We start from the raw sequence: 14,338 nt of genomic DNA on the forward strand, positions 1-14,338 counted from the left end.
GCCCCATGCAGGTGGCTCCGACGGTTTGGGGACTCGCGCTGCGCCGATATTGTGCAAACCCATCGCGCACCGGAATGACTTTCCGGCGCTGACAAATTGGAAATCGCCGTGAACGCATACAGTAAAACGCCGCTTCTCGACACCATCCGGACGCCGGACGACCTGCGTAAGCTCAAGGTCGAGCAGGTTCGCCAGGTCGCCGACGAGCTGCGTCAGGAGACCATCGATGCCGTCTCGGTGACCGGCGGTCACTTCGGCGCGGGTCTCGGCGTGGTCGAGCTCACCACAGCAATCCATTACGTCTTCGACACGCCGCGCGACCGGCTGATCTGGGACGTCGGCCACCAGGCCTATCCGCATAAAATCCTGACTGGTCGCCGCGACCGCATCCGCACGCTGCGCACCGGTGGCGGCTTGTCCGGCTTCACCAAGCGCAGCGAGAGCGATTACGATCCGTTCGGCGCCGCGCATTCCTCGACCTCGATCTCCGCCGGCCTCGGCATGGCGGTCGCGCGCGACCTCTCCGGCGGCAAGAACAACGTTATCGCTGTGATCGGTGACGGCGCGATGTCGGCGGGCATGGCCTATGAGGCCATGAACAATGCGGGTGCGATGAATTCGCGCCTGATCGTCATCCTCAACGACAACGACATGTCGATCGCACCGCCGGTCGGCGCCATGAGCGCTTATCTGTCGCGGCTCTACTCCGGTAAGACCTATCGCACGCTGCGCGAGGCGGCCAAGCAGATCAACCAGCGCCTGCCGAAAGTCCTCGCCAACCGCGCCAACCGCGTCGAGGAATATTCCCGCGGCTTCATGATGGACGGCGGCACGCTGTTCGAGGAGCTCGGCTTCTATTACGTCGGCCCGATCGACGGTCATAACCTCGACCATCTGCTGCCCGTGCTGAAGAACGTCCGCGACATGGAGACCGGCCCGATCCTGGTCCACGTCGTGACGCAGAAGGGCAAGGGCTACGGCCCGGCGGAAGCCTCCGCCGACAAGTACCACGCCGTCGTCAAGTTCGACGTTGCGACCGGCACCCAGGCCAAGTCCAAGCCGAATGCGCCGGCCTACCAGAACGTGTTCGGCCAGAGCCTCGTCAAAGAAGCCGAGAAGGATGACAAGATCGTCGCCATCACCGCGGCGATGCCGTCCGGCACCGGCGTCGACATCTTCAACAAGGCGTTCCCAAACCGCACCTTCGACGTCGGCATCGCCGAGCAGCACGCGGTGACGTTTGCCGCGGGTCTTGCGACCGAAGGCTACAAGCCGTTCTGCGCGATCTACTCGACCTTCCTCCAGCGCGGCTACGACCAGATCGTGCATGACGTCGCGATCCAGAACCTGCCCGTGCGCTTCGCCATCGACCGCGCCGGCCTCGTCGGCGCCGACGGCGCGACGCATGCCGGCTCGTTCGACAACGCTTATCTTGGCTGTCTGCCGAACATGGTGATCATGGCCGCGGCCGACGAATCCGATCTCGTGCACATGGTGGCGACGCAGGTTGCGATCAACGACCGCCCGAGCGCGCTGCGCTATCCGCGCGGCGAAGGCCGCGGCATCGAGATGCCCGACGTCGGCGTTCCCCTCGAAATCGGCAAGGGCCGCGTGATCCGCCAGGGCAGCAAGATCGCGCTGCTCTCCTTCGGCACGCGTCTGGCCGAATGCGAGAAGGCGGCCGACGAGCTCGCCGCTCACGGCCTCTCCACCACGATTGCGGATGCGCGCTTCATGAAGCCGCTCGACACCGAGCTGGTGCTCAAGCTGGCCCGCGACCACGAGATCCTGATCACGATCGAGGAAGGCGCGGTCGGCGGTTTCGGCTCGCATGTCACGCAGTTCCTGACCGATCAGGGCGCGCTCGACAGCGGCATGGTGCGCTTCCGTTCCATGGTGCTGCCCGACGTGTTCCAGGACCACGACACGCCGGCGGCGATGTACGGCCGCGCCGGTCTCGACGCCAAGGGCATCGTCGCCAAGGTGTTCGAGGCGCTCGGCAAGGACGTCAAGACCGAGACGGTCAAGCTCGCCTGACGGCGAGCTTCGACCTTCGCGAAGCAGCGCGACCTTCATGAAAATCTATCTGGCAGGCCCCGACGTGTTCCTGCCGGATGCTGTTGAGATCGGCCGGCGCAAAGCCGCGATCTGCGCCGCGCAGAGGCTCATCGGCCTCTATCCCCTCGACAACGCCATCGAGCTCGCCGTTCCCGACGCCTCGCGGCAGATCTTTACCGCCAACGAGGCCATGATGGATCAGGCCGACGCCATCATCGCCAATCTCACACCGTTTCGCGGCGCCGGCGCTGATCCCGGCACCGTCTACGAGCTCGGTTACATGGCCGGCCGCGGCAAGTTTTGTCTGGCCTATTCCAACGATCCCGCCACCTATGCCGACCGCGTCGGCCGCTTCATGAACGTGACCTCCGAGGACGGTCGGCTGGTCGATGCGCAGGGGCTGACAGTCGAGGATTTTGGCCTCGTCGACAATCTCATGATGATCCATGCGCTGGAGCTGCATGGCTGCCCGCTGGTGATTCCGGCCGCGATGCCGGTCGACGTCTGGCATGATCTCGCCGCGTTCGAGGCTTGCGTCCGGATGGCGGCTGCGCGATTGATCGCACCATAAGCGCTCAGGTCTTCCTCGGAGAGATTGATGTCCCCTCCCCGCAAGCGCGCGGATGTTTTGCTGGTCGAGCGCGGCCTGTTCGAGAGCCGGGCGCGGGCGCGCGCGGCGATCGAGGCCGGGCTCGTCACCGCGAACGACAAGCCTGTGGAAAAACCGTCCGAGACCATCGCGGAAGATGCGGTGATCCAGGCCGAGCCGGCACATCCTTTCGTCTCCCGTGGCGGCGTCAAGCTCGCCGGCGCGCTGGAGCGTTATCCGATCGAGATCGAGGATCATGTCTGCCTCGACGTCGGCGCCTCCACCGGCGGTTTTACCGAGGTGCTGCTGGCGAACGGCGCGAGCCTCGTCTTCGCCATCGATGTCGGCACCGGCCAGTTGCATCCCTCGCTGCGGGACAATCCAAAAATCGTGTCGATGGAGGAGACCGACATCCGGACCTATGACGGCAAACGTTTGCCGGCGCGGCCCGATGTGGTCGTGATCGACGTCAGCTTCATCTCGCTCAAGACCGTGCTGCCGGTGGCGTTGTCGCTCGCAGCAGCGCCCATGAGCCTGCTGGCGCTGATCAAGCCGCAATTCGAGGCCGACCGAAAACACAACAAGAAAGGCATCATCCGCGACGCCGCCGTGCATCAGGAGATCTGCGACGACATCGCAGCCTTTGCCGCCTCGCTCGGCTGCACCGACATCGAGGTGTTTCCCTCATCAATTGCAGGCGGCGACGGCAACATCGAATTCTTCCTGGGTGCGCGCCGTGGTTGAACGCGTCAGGATCGATCATGTCGGCCATCGCGGCGACGGTGTCTCGCTCGACGCGGGCGGTACGGTCTATGTGCCCTACACGCTCGGCGGCGAGACCGTCGAGGTCGACGCGGGCAGCCATCCCGACCGCCGCAAGCTGCTCGCGGTCGATGTCGCAAGTCCCGCGCGTATCGAGCCGTTCTGTCCGCATTTCGGCGTCTGCGGCGGCTGCGCGATCCAGCACTGGGCGGCCGAGCCCTATCATGCCTGGAAGCGCGGCATCGTGGTCGAGACGCTGGCGCAGGCCGGTATCGATTGCGAGGTCGCGCCGCTGGTCGACGCCCATGGCGCTGGCCGCAGGCGCGTCACGCTGCACGGAAGGTTCGGCACGCACAACGTCCTCAAGGTCGGTTTTGCCGCAGCAAGCTCGCACGATGTGATCCCGATCCATCGCTGCCCGATCCTCGATCCCGCGCTCGACGGCGCGCTCGATGCCGCCTGGGCACTCGCCGAGCCGCTGACGTCCAAAATGCCGGTGACGAAGCCGCTCGACATCCAGGTCACCGCGACCGCCACCGGTCTCGACGTCGACATACGCGGCTCGGGCCCTCTGCCGACACGGCTGGTCACGGCGCTATCGCACGTCGCCGAGCAGCATCGCCTGGCGCGGCTGACGCGGCACGGCGAGCTGGTGTTGCAACGCCTGCCGCCGACTTTGCAGATGGGCCGCGCCGAGGTGACGCTGCCGCCGGGATCTTTCCTGCAAGCGACCGTCTCGGGCGAAGAGACGCTTGTCGCGCTCGTCGCCGAGCGCGTCGGCAAGGCCAAGGAGGTCGCCGATCTCTTTTGCGGCGTCGGTCCCTTTGCCTTGAGGCTTGCGGAGAAATCGCGCGTTGCAGCCTATGACAGCGACGCTGGCGCTGTCGCCGCGCTGGCAAAAGCCGCGCGCACACCGGGGCTGAAGCCGATCAAGGCCGAACCGCGCGACCTGTTTCGCCGTCCCTTGGTGCCGCCCGAGCTGCGCGACTTCGACGCCGTGGTGTTCGACCCGCCGCGCCAGGGCGCGCAGGCGCAGGCGCTCAAGCTTGCCGCAAGCAAGGTGCCGGTCGTGATCGCGGTGTCCTGCAACGTTGCAACCTTCGCCCGCGACGCGAGGTTGCTCATCGATGGCGGTTACAAGATCGAGACCGTCGTGCCGGTCGACCAGTTCCGCCACACGCCGCATGTAGAATTGATAGCGCGCTTTACCCGGTGATGTCTTAACGCCGTAGCGCGCCAAGTGCCGGCGACTCGCCGGGCAGCATGTTCGAGCTGATATCGCTGTCCATGCGGCCCGAATCCTGCTGGGTGAACCCGGCCCCGAACGTCAGGCTGAGGTTGGAGGTCGGCTTGAATTCGACGCCCGCAAACGCACCGTAGCCGGGTGTAGCGCCCGAGGTCAGCGGCGCAACCGAGCTGCCAATGCCGTTGCCGTATTTCAGGGTGTCGAAACCGGCGAAGAATGTCACCGGCAGGCCGCCCGCAGTCTTGGTATTGTAGCCGAACTGCGAGCTATCATAAGAGAGCGCGTTGAAATTGCCGACTGGCCCAGTCTGGCTGAGGCCGCTCCAATTGAGGTTGCCGCGTTGGCTCCCGACAAAGAAGCCGTTCGCAAAATTGGTGCGCCCGCTGGCATCGAAACTTGGAAAGTTGCCATAGGTATCGGCGCTCTGGCCGGCACTGCCGCCAAAGCCGAAAGCACCGCCTGGTATCCAATAACTTAGAGGCGCAGCTTGCGCGTGGGCAGGCGCCCCGCCGAGACAAAGCACCGCGAACAAAGCTGCGAGACCGCAAGAACTTGCAAGGCTGGACATTCAGGCTTCCGTCGAAAAGTTCGCAAATTATACTACTCGGATAGCACGAATGCCAGCGGACCGATGCCGGTCATCGCTTGCTCAGGTTCCGGGATTACGTCTTCTTGATACGTTGAACCTCCCCTGCGGCGGATGGACCCACCTAAAGGACGCGCAAGCTCAGGCCGTCACTTTGATCGCGAAGGCCAAGCGTGGTCCAGCAGCGCGCAATTTGCGCAGACCTTTGAAAATTCTCAACACGTCATGGAGGTTGTCATGGAGGTCAATTCCGACAAGTTGAATGCCTTTATGGGCAAGATGGTCACCGAGTTCGGTGCAGCGATGAACGCATCGCTGGTCCTGCTTGGGGACAAGCTCGGTCTCTACCGCACCCTCGCCGCCAAGGGACCGATGAATTCGTCCGAGCTCGCAAGCGCCACCGGCACGGTGGAGCGCTATGTCCGCGAATGGCTGTCGAGCCAGGCGGCGTCCGGCTACATCGAATACGATTCCGCTTCGGGAAAATTCTCGATGCTGCCCGAGCAGGCGATGGCGCTGGCCGACGAGGACAGCCCGGTTTTCCTCGGCGCGTTCGGCAATGTCATTGCCTCGGCGTTTCTCGACGAGCCCAAAATTTCGGATGCATTCAAGAGCGGCAAGGGCGTCGGCTGGAACCGGCGCAGCGAGTGCCTGTTCTGCGGCACGGCCCGCTTCTTCCGCACCGGCTACATGCATCATCTGGTGCAAGAGTGGTTGCCTGCGCTCGATGGCGTCGTGGACAAGCTGAAGCGCGGCGCCAAGGTCGCCGATGTCGGCTGCGGGCATGGCGTCTCGACACGGCTGATGGCGGAGGCCTTCCCGAACTCGCGCTTCTACGGCTTCGATTATCACGAGGGCTCGATCGAGGCCGCGCGAAAGGCGGCCACTGATGCAAAGCTGGGCGATCGGGTCAGCTTCGCAGTCCATTCCGCCAAAACCTATCCGACTGAGGCCTATGATCTCGTCTGCTTCTTCGATTGCCTGCACGACATGGGCGATCCCGTCGGCGCCATCCGTCACGTGCGCGAATCCATGGCGAAGGACGGCACCTGCATGCTGGTCGAGCCGTTCGCCAACGACCGCCTCGAAGACAATCTCAACCCGGTCGGGCGCGTCTACTATGCGGCGTCGACCATGATCTGCACGCCGGCCTCGCTCGATCAGGAGGTCGGCCTGGCGCTGGGCGCGCAAGCCGGCGAGGCAAGGCTGCGCAAGGTCGCAAGTGAAGGTGGCCTGACGCGCTTTCGTCGTGCCACTGAGACGCCCTTCAACCTGATCCTGGAGGCGCGAATCTGACTCACGCCGGGCGCGCGGCCGAAATTGTCAGGCCGCGGCGTCCGTGCCCATCCCGAAGGTGAGCTGGTTGCCGTCGGCATCGACGACATCGAAATCGCGCATGCCGTAGTCGCGGTCCTCCGGCCGGTTGAGCAGCCTGGCGCCGCGTCCCGACACCTCGGCATAGATCTGGTCGACATCCCGGACGAAGACGCAGATGGCGCCATGGCCGGGCAGTCGCTTCGTCCTGCTCGATGCGAGCAGGTGCAAGGCGACCTCGTCGCGGCAGAGGCAGGCATAGGACAGCGGCTCACCGTATTCGAACGTGACCTGAAAGCCGAGCACATCGCGATAATAGGCGAGGCTCGTTGCGATGTCAGAGACGACGAAGACAGTGGCGGAGCCTGCCATCATCGGGTGTTCGTCAGTCATTGCAGCCTCCTCGCATCGCGAGCCTGTCGTCCGACGCAGCCTAGCATGCGATCACGAGGTCTTGCACCGCCCATTCCGCAACGTAAGCTGGCGACCGAACACGGCGGCGACAGTCCGCCGGAATGGGAGGATGACGATGCGATATCTCGGCCTGGCGCTGGTTGTGCTGTTCACCGTCGCGAGTTCGGGAGCCGGCCGCGCCGGCGAGCCGACGCGCTTTACGCCGCTGAAGCCGGACGAGCTTGCGCCGCCGCAGAAGGAATGGGCCGATGCGATCGCCGTGCCGCCACGCAATGCCAAATTCACCAACCCGCCCTACCGCGCCTATATCCGCAATCCCGAGCTCGCGCCAAAGCTCTCGGCGATGTCGGACTATCTGCGCTGGAATTCGTCGCTGCCGGCGCGCTTGAGCGAATTCGCCATCCTGATCACGGCGCGGCAGTGGACGGTGCAATATGAATGGTTCGCGCATTATCCCCTGGCGATGAAGGCGGGGCTCGATCCAGAGGTCGCCAAGGATATCGCGAGCGGCGTGCGGCCGCAGGCGATGAAGGACGACGAAGCCGCCCTCTACGACCTCGCGATGGCGCTCTATCGCGACAAGAAGGTGTCCGACGAGGTCTACCGCGCGGCCGAGCAGAAATTCGGCGAGCGCGGCATCATGGATATCATCGGCCTGATCGGCTATTACGATTTGGTCTCGATGACGCTGATCACGATGCAGGCCGAAGCGCCGAACGACAGCGTGCCACCGCTGCCGCCGCTTGCGGCCAAGTAGAAGCCTCCACCCAGGCCCTGACAATTCTATCGCCGTTACCCTGAGGTGCGAGCCATGCGGCGCAACGCGCCGGATGGGGAGCCTCGAAGGGCGACGGCCCGGCTGCCAGCTTTGGCCGTGCATCCTTCGAGGCCTTCCATAGGGCGCGCTGCGCCCCATGGAATGCACCTCAGGATGACGGGTTTAACAGTCGCGAACGCTGAGACAATGCGGGGAGCCGAACCGCGTCCAGCTACGCCGTCTTGTCGACCGAGGACGACGAATCTGCCGGCGGATATTTCGTCACCGGCACCATGAAGGACTTGTTGCCGACCTGGTAGATGATCTTGCCGTTCTGTCCGTCATCCGTCGCGATCTGCGACTGGCCGAACATGATGACGTTCTTGTAGACGATGCCGGTGCCCTGGCGGGTGATGCCATCGGTGGTGACGCTGACCTGCGCTTCATTGCCGTTGACCCCGAGCACGCGAAAGCTCGCGCTTTTGCCGTTGTCGCTGGAATAGCCGCCCCAGCTTCCCATCAGGCGGCTGTCGGAGGCCGGCGGCGCCTGCTTCTCGAGCGACGCAGTCTGCTTGCCAGAGCCGCCCGCGGAGAACAGGAGCACCAGGTTCTTGCCGTCCTTGGTGCCGACCGTGACCCCGCCAAAGGTGATAAGCGCGCCACTGACCTGGGCAAAACCGCGCTCGGTGTGCCCGTTATGGGTGTACTCGACCTGCGCCCGACTACCGCGGATGTTCACGACCTTGAAGCCGACGGGCTGGTTGTTGCCCGCCCAATTGCCCTTCCAATCACCGAGCAGAGCGCTCTGGTGATAAACACGCTCGTTAGCGGGCGAAATCTGGCTGGTGCTTTGCGTAACGATGGCCATTGCTTTGCTCGGTGGACGAGTTTGACGAACTCGCTTGCGTTCGAGCGCCGGGAGACGGCATCAGAAACATTCAGAAACAATTCTGATTAGGGCCACGCCGTCGTTAACAAGCGGTTAATTTCAACCGCCGGGTGCGATGGGGCAAATGGTCTCATCGGGGATGCGCCTCAGCGCCCCCAGCGGTCCGACCAGATCTTCTCGCCGATCGTGCAGCTGACGCGCGGCTCCTTGTCCTTGTCCGCAACCCGCACCACCGGACGCTCTGGCGTGCGGCCTGCGACCTCCATCAGAAGCTTGGTGCGGATCGCTTCCTTGAACTTGTCGCGGTCCTTGATCGTGATCACGAAGGAGCCGGGGCCGCCGACGACGCAGTCCTCGTAGTAGTAATCGAGATTGTCGATATCCATGGTCGAATAGGACGGCTCCTTGACCATGATCGGCAGGCCGTTGATGACGATGCCTTTCTCGAGCGCGGCGTCGCGGGCCAACGTGACCGGGCCACCATTGTTGTTGGGACCGTCGCCCGAGATATCGATGACGCGGCGAAGCCCGTGATACGGATCCTCGTCGAACAGCGGCATCGCGAAAGTGATCGCACCGGAGATCGAGGTGCGCGAGGCGCGGCGGATCGGCGTCTTCATGATTTCGGAGGCGACCGCATCCGCCGTCTCCGGTCCGTCGATCAGGCGCCACGGGATGATGATCTTCTGGTCGGTGGACGCTGCCCATTCGAAATAGGTCACCGCGATCCTGCCGTTGGGACCGGCCTTGAGCGCCTGCAAGAACTCTTTCGACTGGATCGCCTGCGCGTAGCCTTCGCGCTGGATCGCGAGCTCGTCCATGTCCATGGAGTAGGAGACGTCGACCGCGAGGATCAGCTCGACATCAACCGACTGCGCATCCCCGTCGGCCGCCTGCCGCTGCGGTTGATGCCTTGGTCCTGGCGCCGCGATGCCCGCGACGTCCCCTCCGGCAAGCACGCCGGCCACCAGCACAGCCCCGATCGAGAACAGCAACCGCATCGCAGTCTCCCGTCGTATGACGCGATGGTGACATGCAAACGCCTTGCCGCAAAGTGCGAAGATCGCTTGTGCTTCACATTCAAGTTAGGCTTTTCGAGCTTTGCGCGAAACCGCCGCCATGTCGCCACGCTTGCGTCGCCGCACATGCGAGCCACGGGACAGCGCGCCCCGCCCACTTGTTCCGCGCGATTTCCATGCTAGGTTGACCGCACAGATGGGGATGGAGTCCCCCGACAACCGCCCGACGGTCGATGATCGTGCTGGGCTGATGACTCCTGCTTGAGGTGAGGCAATCAATAAGCCTCTGCCTTTGGCGGGAGCATGGACAAACCCGCCGATGGCGGGTTTTTTGTTGCCTGATGAAAGCCAGGATCTGAAGGCCAGGATCTGAAGGCGAAGACCTGAAGGCGAAGACTTGAAGGCAAGGACGTGACGACGACGACACCAAACGCTGCGCGCGCCGGGCTGCCCAGGGGGATCTGGGTGCTCGGCTTCGTCTCGATGCTGATGGACATCTCCTCCGAGATGATCCACGCGCTGCTGCCGGTCTATCTCGTCACCGTGCTCGGCGCCTCGACGCTCACCGTCGGCTTCATCGAGGGCATCGCGGAGGCGACAGCCTCGATCACAAAAATCTTCTCCGGCGCGCTGTCGGACTGGCTCGGCCGGCGCAAGCTGCTTGCCGCGCTCGGCTATGGGCTCGCCGCCTTCACCAAACCGCTGTTCCCGCTCGCCCCCAGCGTCGGATGGCTGGTCGCGGCGCGCTTCATCGACCGTATCGGCAAGGGCATTCGCGGCGCGCCGCGCGATGCGCTGATCGCTGACATCGCGCCCGCCGGCTTGCGCGGCGCGAGTTTTGGCCTGAGGCAATCGCTCGACACCATCGGCGCCTTCGTCGGACCGCTCGCCGCGATCGGCTTGATGTGGTGGACTGCGGACAATTTTACCGCCGTGTTCTGGGTGGCCGTGCTGCCGGCGTTTCTGTCGTTCGGCCTGATCGCGCTTGCGGTGAGCGAGCCGGAGCCGGACGCAAGCCGGGAACTTACGAAAAATCCGCTGAACACCGCCGCGATGCGGCAGCTCGGCGCAGTCTATTGGCGCGTCGTCGCGGTCGGTGTCGTCTTCACGCTCGCGCGGTTCAGCGAGGCCTTTCTGATCCTGCGCGCCCAGAACATCGGCGTCACTGCGATGTGGGTGCCGGCGGTGCTGGTGCTGATGAACATCGTCTATGCGCTGTCCGCCTATCCGGCCGGCGTATTGTCGGACCGGATGAACCGGACCGCCCTGCTCGCGCTCGGCCTCGTCTTCCTCGCAGGCGCCGATCTCGCGCTCGCGCTGCTGCCGAATCTAGCGGGCCTCGCGCTCGGCGTCGTGCTGTGGGGATTGCACATGGGACTGACGCAGGGCCTGCTTTCGGCGCTCGTCGCCGATACGGCGCCGCCGCACTTGCGCGGCACCGCGTTCGGCTATTTCAACCTGTTCACGGGCCTCGCATTGCTGTCCGCGAGCGTGATCGCCGGGGCGCTGTGGGACGCCTACGGCCCGGCCGGCACGTTCCTCGCAGGATTCGGCTTCACGTTGGCCGCGCTGGTGGGGCTGCTCGCTGTCGGCAACGGGCTGGGAGAGGAAGGCAAGTGACAATGCACGACACAAACTGGGGGACGAGACGTTGAACATCCAATTCATTCTGGCGGTCGCCACAGGCGGGGCGCTCGGCTCGGTGATGCGCTATCTCGTTGGGCTCGGCTCGGCCCGGGCGTTCGGCACCGATTTTCCCTGGGGCACCCTGATCATCAACGTAACGGGGTCTTTTTTGATCGGCATCTTCGCCGCACTGTTTGTCACCAAATGGAACTTACCGCAGGCCGCCCGGATCTTCCTGACGGTCGGGATTTGTGGCGGATACACGACATTTTCGACGTTCTCGCTGGATGCCTGGTATCTGATCGAGCGCGGACAAACATGGGCCTCGGCGACCTATATGATTGCATCGGTCGTGCTGTCCGTGGGCGCCCTCATTGCCGCGATGCAGCTCGTTCGCGCGTTTCCTTGACCGCGCTTGCCTGATCAGCGCATTCCTGCCCATCTCTCACGGCATGATGCTGGACGGTCCGACCGTCTTGGAGAAGGCGCGGGTCCTGCAATATAATGCGAACGTTGCAGGCTGAGCGCCGCGCGGCTGGAAGCTCAGGACCGGGGTATCTCAGGACAGATGAACGACACCGTCACCACACCGAAGACGCGGACAAAGACCAAGGTCGAACGGCCGAAGCTGCACAAGGTCATCCTGATCAACGACGACTTCACACCGCGTGAGTTCGTCACGATGATCCTGAAGGCCGAGTTCCGCATGACCGAGGATCAGGCCTACAAGGTCATGATCACCGCACACAAACTGGGGGCCTGCGTGGTCGCCGTGTTCACCAAGGACGTGGCCGAGACCAAGGCCACCCGCGGCACTGATGCCGCCCGTGCCAAGGGCTATCCGCTGTTGTTCACGACGGAGCCGGAGGAGTAGGCCGATAAGCTAGTCCTTGAGGCGCGCCATGATGATCTCGTCGTGATAGATCCCGTCGACCAGGATGGCCATCCGCCTGGTGCCCTCCTCGACAAACCCGACCTTGCGATAGAGGGCTGCCGCCGCGGTGTTGGTCGCGAACACGCCGAGCTCGATGCGTCGGAAGCCGAACGCGTCCGCGGCCTGAATGGCCTGCCGCAGCAGCCCCTCGCCAAATCCCCTGCCCCTGAACTCCGGCAGCAGCCCCATGAAGAGATCGCCGACATGCGCCGAGACGACGCGACTGGCCGGCGGCACGTTGCACCACCCGACCACGGCACCGTCCGCGACGGCGACGATCTGCGGGTAGCCACGCTCGACGTTGCGCGCAACGAAGGCGCGGACCTGTTCGATCGGCGGCGCCTCCACAAGCGCAATGTATTTGCGCTCGCGGGCAACGACATCGACGGCGGCGCGGAAGGCATCCGTGTCGGCGACCTCGATCTGGCGGAATTCGACGGTCATGGGCGGCCCTGTTGCTTCATCTCAAGCATAGCCTGATTGTTGCGCCATCGCGACCGGCGTCAGGTCATCGCGAGGGTCTGCCGATAGACGTGCAGCACAGTCTGGCCGCCAGCAGCCGGAATCTCAGAGCGATCCCTCCCAACGACGCGGCCTCCAAGCCGCTCGTAAAAGTGAAGAGCCGCTACGTTTGCCTTGCACGAGCCCAGCTGGGTCGCAGGCAACGTTGATCAGTTGAGTTGTGGAACGATCGCGGAGCCGTTGCGACCAGACGGCAAGCCGGTCGGCCTCGATGGCGCCATTCAGGAATTCCGGCGCGAGAATGTGGGCATAGGCGTCACGCCAGCTCGACGCATGGATCGCGGCGATGAGATCTGCGTCTTGCTCGGTAGCAGGTCGAATAAGGATGTCGTTCAATTGACGCTCTTCGCTCGCATCCGCGCCGACAGGCGTCAGGCCATCACCACCGGCGTCTCTTCGGGCAGCCCGTACACGCGCTGCGCCTTGGAAAATCCCGCGATCGGAAATTCACCGAGCTCGCGCCAGCCTTCGCGGCAGACATTTGCAAAGCCCTCCGACACCACGACGGTGCGCCCCAGGCGGCCGGCGATTTTCTCCAATCGTGCCGCGAGATTGACGGCGGGGCCGATGCAGGTGAAGTCGAGACGGTTGCCGCCGCCGATATTGCCGTAGAGGATGTTGCCGACATGCAGCGCGACGCCGAAGCGAAAGCGCTCGACCACGTCGCCGACCGGATGCGCCAGCGCCTCGACGCTGGCGCGGGCTTCGCGTGCCGCCTCCAGCACGCGGGTACAGACATGCGCGGCGTCGCCGACATATTCGTCGATCGGAAACACCGCGAGCAGGCCGTCGCCCATGAATTTCAGCACCTCGCCGCCGTGGCCGCGGATCGCCGTGACCTGGCAGTCGAAATAGAGGTTCAGGATCTCGACCACGGTCTCGGCCGGCAGCCGGTCCGACAGCGCGGTGAAGCCGCGCAGATCCGACAGCCAGATCGCGGCCTGCATGGTGTCGTTGTGACCGCGGCGGATCTGGCCGCCGAGGATACGCGCGCCGGCGCGGTTGCCGACATAGGTGTCGAGCAGCATCTCGGCGGTGCGGCGCAGGCTGACGATCTCGCTGACCCGCGCCAGCGGCCCCATGATCATCCGGATCACCGCGATGTCGTCATCGCTGAAGCCGCCCGGTTGCCGCGTGACCCAGCTCGTGGCGTGGGTCGAGCCGTCGAGAAACGGCATCGGCACCGCGATATAATCGGTCACGCCATCGGCGCGCATGTCGTTGATGATCGGAAACCGCGCGCTGTCGGGATCATCGACCCGGGCCCTGACCTCCACGCCCTGCTCGAACACGATGCGAAGCGGGCTCTGGGTGAATTCGGGTGAATCCAGGAAATCAAAATCGGCGGTGCCCATCGCGACCTTCTGGCCCTGCCGCCAGATGAAGTTACGGCCGAAGATTTCCGGATGCAGGGTACGGATGAAGATGCCGAACCGCCACAAGGGCAGGCCGGCATCGACCAGATGGTCGCAGAGGACGGCGATCATGTCGGCCGAAGTCCCCGAAGACCTCGCGCCGTCGATAAGCCAGTTCAGGACACGCTGGAGCCCGGAGCTTTCCATGGCCGCATTTGCGGACGAAGTTGTGGAATCGTCAAGCTGCGCGGTGGGCTAGTACCGCGA

General features: G+C 64.2%; 17 protein-coding genes and 1 riboswitch. Of the genes, 10 read left to right on the plus strand and 7 right to left on the minus strand.

Going from position 1 to position 14,338, the window contains the following annotated elements:
* Positions 1–108 precede the first annotated feature (108 nt).
* The 4 genes from dxs to UP06_RS12940 are packed head-to-tail and all read left to right on the plus strand — an operon-like array spanning position 109 to position 4,625.
* The gene (gene dxs, locus UP06_RS12925) at positions 109–2,037 is read left to right on the plus strand and encodes a 1-deoxy-D-xylulose-5-phosphate synthase (RefSeq protein ID WP_045003056.1); all 1,929 of its coding nucleotides are present in this window, start codon (positions 109–111) and stop codon (positions 2,035–2,037) included.
* A 37-nt stretch (positions 2,038–2,074) separates the two neighbouring features.
* The gene (locus UP06_RS12930) at positions 2,075–2,629 is read left to right on the plus strand and encodes a nucleoside 2-deoxyribosyltransferase (RefSeq protein WP_045002955.1); all 555 of its coding nucleotides are present in this window, start codon (positions 2,075–2,077) and stop codon (positions 2,627–2,629) included.
* A gap of 27 nt (positions 2,630–2,656) precedes the next feature.
* A complete protein-coding gene (locus tag UP06_RS12935; RefSeq protein ID WP_045002956.1) occupies positions 2,657–3,391 on the plus strand; it encodes a TlyA family RNA methyltransferase in 735 nt (244 codons plus the stop codon).
* Complete coding sequence (locus tag UP06_RS12940) at positions 3,384–4,625, plus strand: class I SAM-dependent RNA methyltransferase (RefSeq protein ID WP_045003057.1); 1,242 nt, start codon at positions 3,384–3,386, stop codon at positions 4,623–4,625. Before UP06_RS12935 ends, UP06_RS12940 begins: the two co-directional genes overlap by 8 nt.
* A 4-nt stretch (positions 4,626–4,629) precedes the next feature.
* Here the strand turns inward: UP06_RS12940 and UP06_RS12945 are convergent, their stop codons facing one another.
* A complete protein-coding gene (locus UP06_RS12945; RefSeq protein ID WP_045002957.1) occupies positions 4,630–5,223 on the minus strand; it encodes a hypothetical protein in 594 nt (197 codons plus the stop codon).
* Positions 5,224–5,478: 255 nt separating this feature from the next.
* Between UP06_RS12945 and UP06_RS12950 the strand changes: the two genes are divergently transcribed.
* Positions 5,479–6,537: a class I SAM-dependent methyltransferase gene (locus UP06_RS12950; RefSeq protein WP_045003058.1), complete on the plus strand. Its 1,059-nt coding sequence runs from the start codon at positions 5,479–5,481 to the stop codon at positions 6,535–6,537.
* Positions 6,538–6,564: 27 nt separating this feature from the next.
* On the opposite strand, the gene UP06_RS12955 is transcribed toward UP06_RS12950, so the two are convergent.
* Positions 6,565–6,948 carry a bleomycin resistance protein gene (locus UP06_RS12955; protein ID WP_045002958.1) on the minus strand — a complete coding sequence of 128 codons (384 nt, stop codon included), beginning with the start codon at positions 6,946–6,948 and terminating at the stop codon, positions 6,565–6,567.
* 130 nt (positions 6,949–7,078) lie between these two features.
* Between UP06_RS12955 and UP06_RS12960 the strand changes: the two genes are divergently transcribed.
* Positions 7,079–7,726, plus strand: a complete 648-nt coding sequence (locus UP06_RS12960; RefSeq protein WP_045002959.1) for a carboxymuconolactone decarboxylase family protein — start codon at positions 7,079–7,081, stop codon at positions 7,724–7,726.
* Positions 7,727–7,958: 232 nt separating this feature from the next.
* Here the strand turns inward: UP06_RS12960 and UP06_RS12965 are convergent, their stop codons facing one another.
* Positions 7,959–8,594, minus strand: a complete 636-nt coding sequence (locus UP06_RS12965) for a hypothetical protein (RefSeq protein WP_045002960.1) — start codon at positions 8,592–8,594, stop codon at positions 7,959–7,961.
* A 167-nt stretch (positions 8,595–8,761) separates the two neighbouring features.
* Complete coding sequence (locus UP06_RS12970; protein ID WP_045002961.1) at positions 8,762–9,616, minus strand: DUF1194 domain-containing protein; 855 nt, start codon at positions 9,614–9,616, stop codon at positions 8,762–8,764.
* Positions 9,617–9,823: 207 nt separating this feature from the next.
* Positions 9,824–9,901: riboswitch (Fluoride riboswitch) on the plus strand.
* 144 nt (positions 9,902–10,045) lie between these two features.
* Here UP06_RS12970 and UP06_RS12975 point away from each other — a divergent pair.
* From UP06_RS12975 to clpS, 3 genes are all read left to right on the plus strand, one after another.
* Positions 10,046–11,254: an MFS transporter gene (locus tag UP06_RS12975; protein WP_045002962.1), complete on the plus strand. Its 1,209-nt coding sequence runs from the start codon at positions 10,046–10,048 to the stop codon at positions 11,252–11,254.
* Between the two features lie 31 nt (positions 11,255–11,285).
* The gene (gene crcB / locus UP06_RS12980) at positions 11,286–11,669 is read left to right on the plus strand and encodes a fluoride efflux transporter CrcB (protein WP_045002963.1); all 384 of its coding nucleotides are present in this window, start codon (positions 11,286–11,288) and stop codon (positions 11,667–11,669) included.
* Positions 11,670–11,828: 159 nt separating this feature from the next.
* On the plus strand, positions 11,829–12,134 hold the full coding sequence (gene clpS, locus UP06_RS12985; RefSeq protein WP_045002965.1) for an ATP-dependent Clp protease adapter ClpS: 306 nt from the start codon (positions 11,829–11,831) through the stop codon (positions 12,132–12,134).
* A gap of 9 nt (positions 12,135–12,143) precedes the next feature.
* Here clpS and UP06_RS12990 read toward each other — a convergent pair whose 3' ends face one another.
* The 3 genes from UP06_RS12990 to UP06_RS12995 form a co-directional block, all read right to left on the minus strand.
* A complete protein-coding gene (locus UP06_RS12990) occupies positions 12,144–12,638 on the minus strand; it encodes a GNAT family N-acetyltransferase (protein WP_045002966.1) in 495 nt (164 codons plus the stop codon).
* Positions 12,639–12,761: 123 nt separating this feature from the next.
* A complete protein-coding gene (locus UP06_RS39825; RefSeq protein WP_245305462.1) occupies positions 12,762–13,052 on the minus strand; it encodes a GNAT family N-acetyltransferase in 291 nt (96 codons plus the stop codon).
* 35 nt (positions 13,053–13,087) lie between these two features.
* Positions 13,088–14,203 (minus strand): adenylate/guanylate cyclase domain-containing protein, encoded by a 1,116-nt coding sequence (locus UP06_RS12995; RefSeq protein WP_245305463.1) that lies wholly within the window; start codon positions 14,201–14,203, stop codon positions 13,088–13,090.
* Here UP06_RS12995 and UP06_RS42420 point away from each other — a divergent pair.
* Positions 14,202–14,330 carry a hypothetical protein gene (locus UP06_RS42420; protein ID WP_283806026.1) on the plus strand — a complete coding sequence of 43 codons (129 nt, stop codon included), beginning with the start codon at positions 14,202–14,204 and terminating at the stop codon, positions 14,328–14,330. The two genes, UP06_RS12995 and UP06_RS42420, sit on opposite strands and share 2 nt — an antisense overlap.
* Positions 14,331–14,338 lie beyond the last annotated feature (8 nt).

Source organism: Bradyrhizobium sp. LTSP857 (genome assembly GCF_000938285.1).
GTDB lineage: Bacteria > Pseudomonadota > Alphaproteobacteria > Rhizobiales > Xanthobacteraceae > Bradyrhizobium.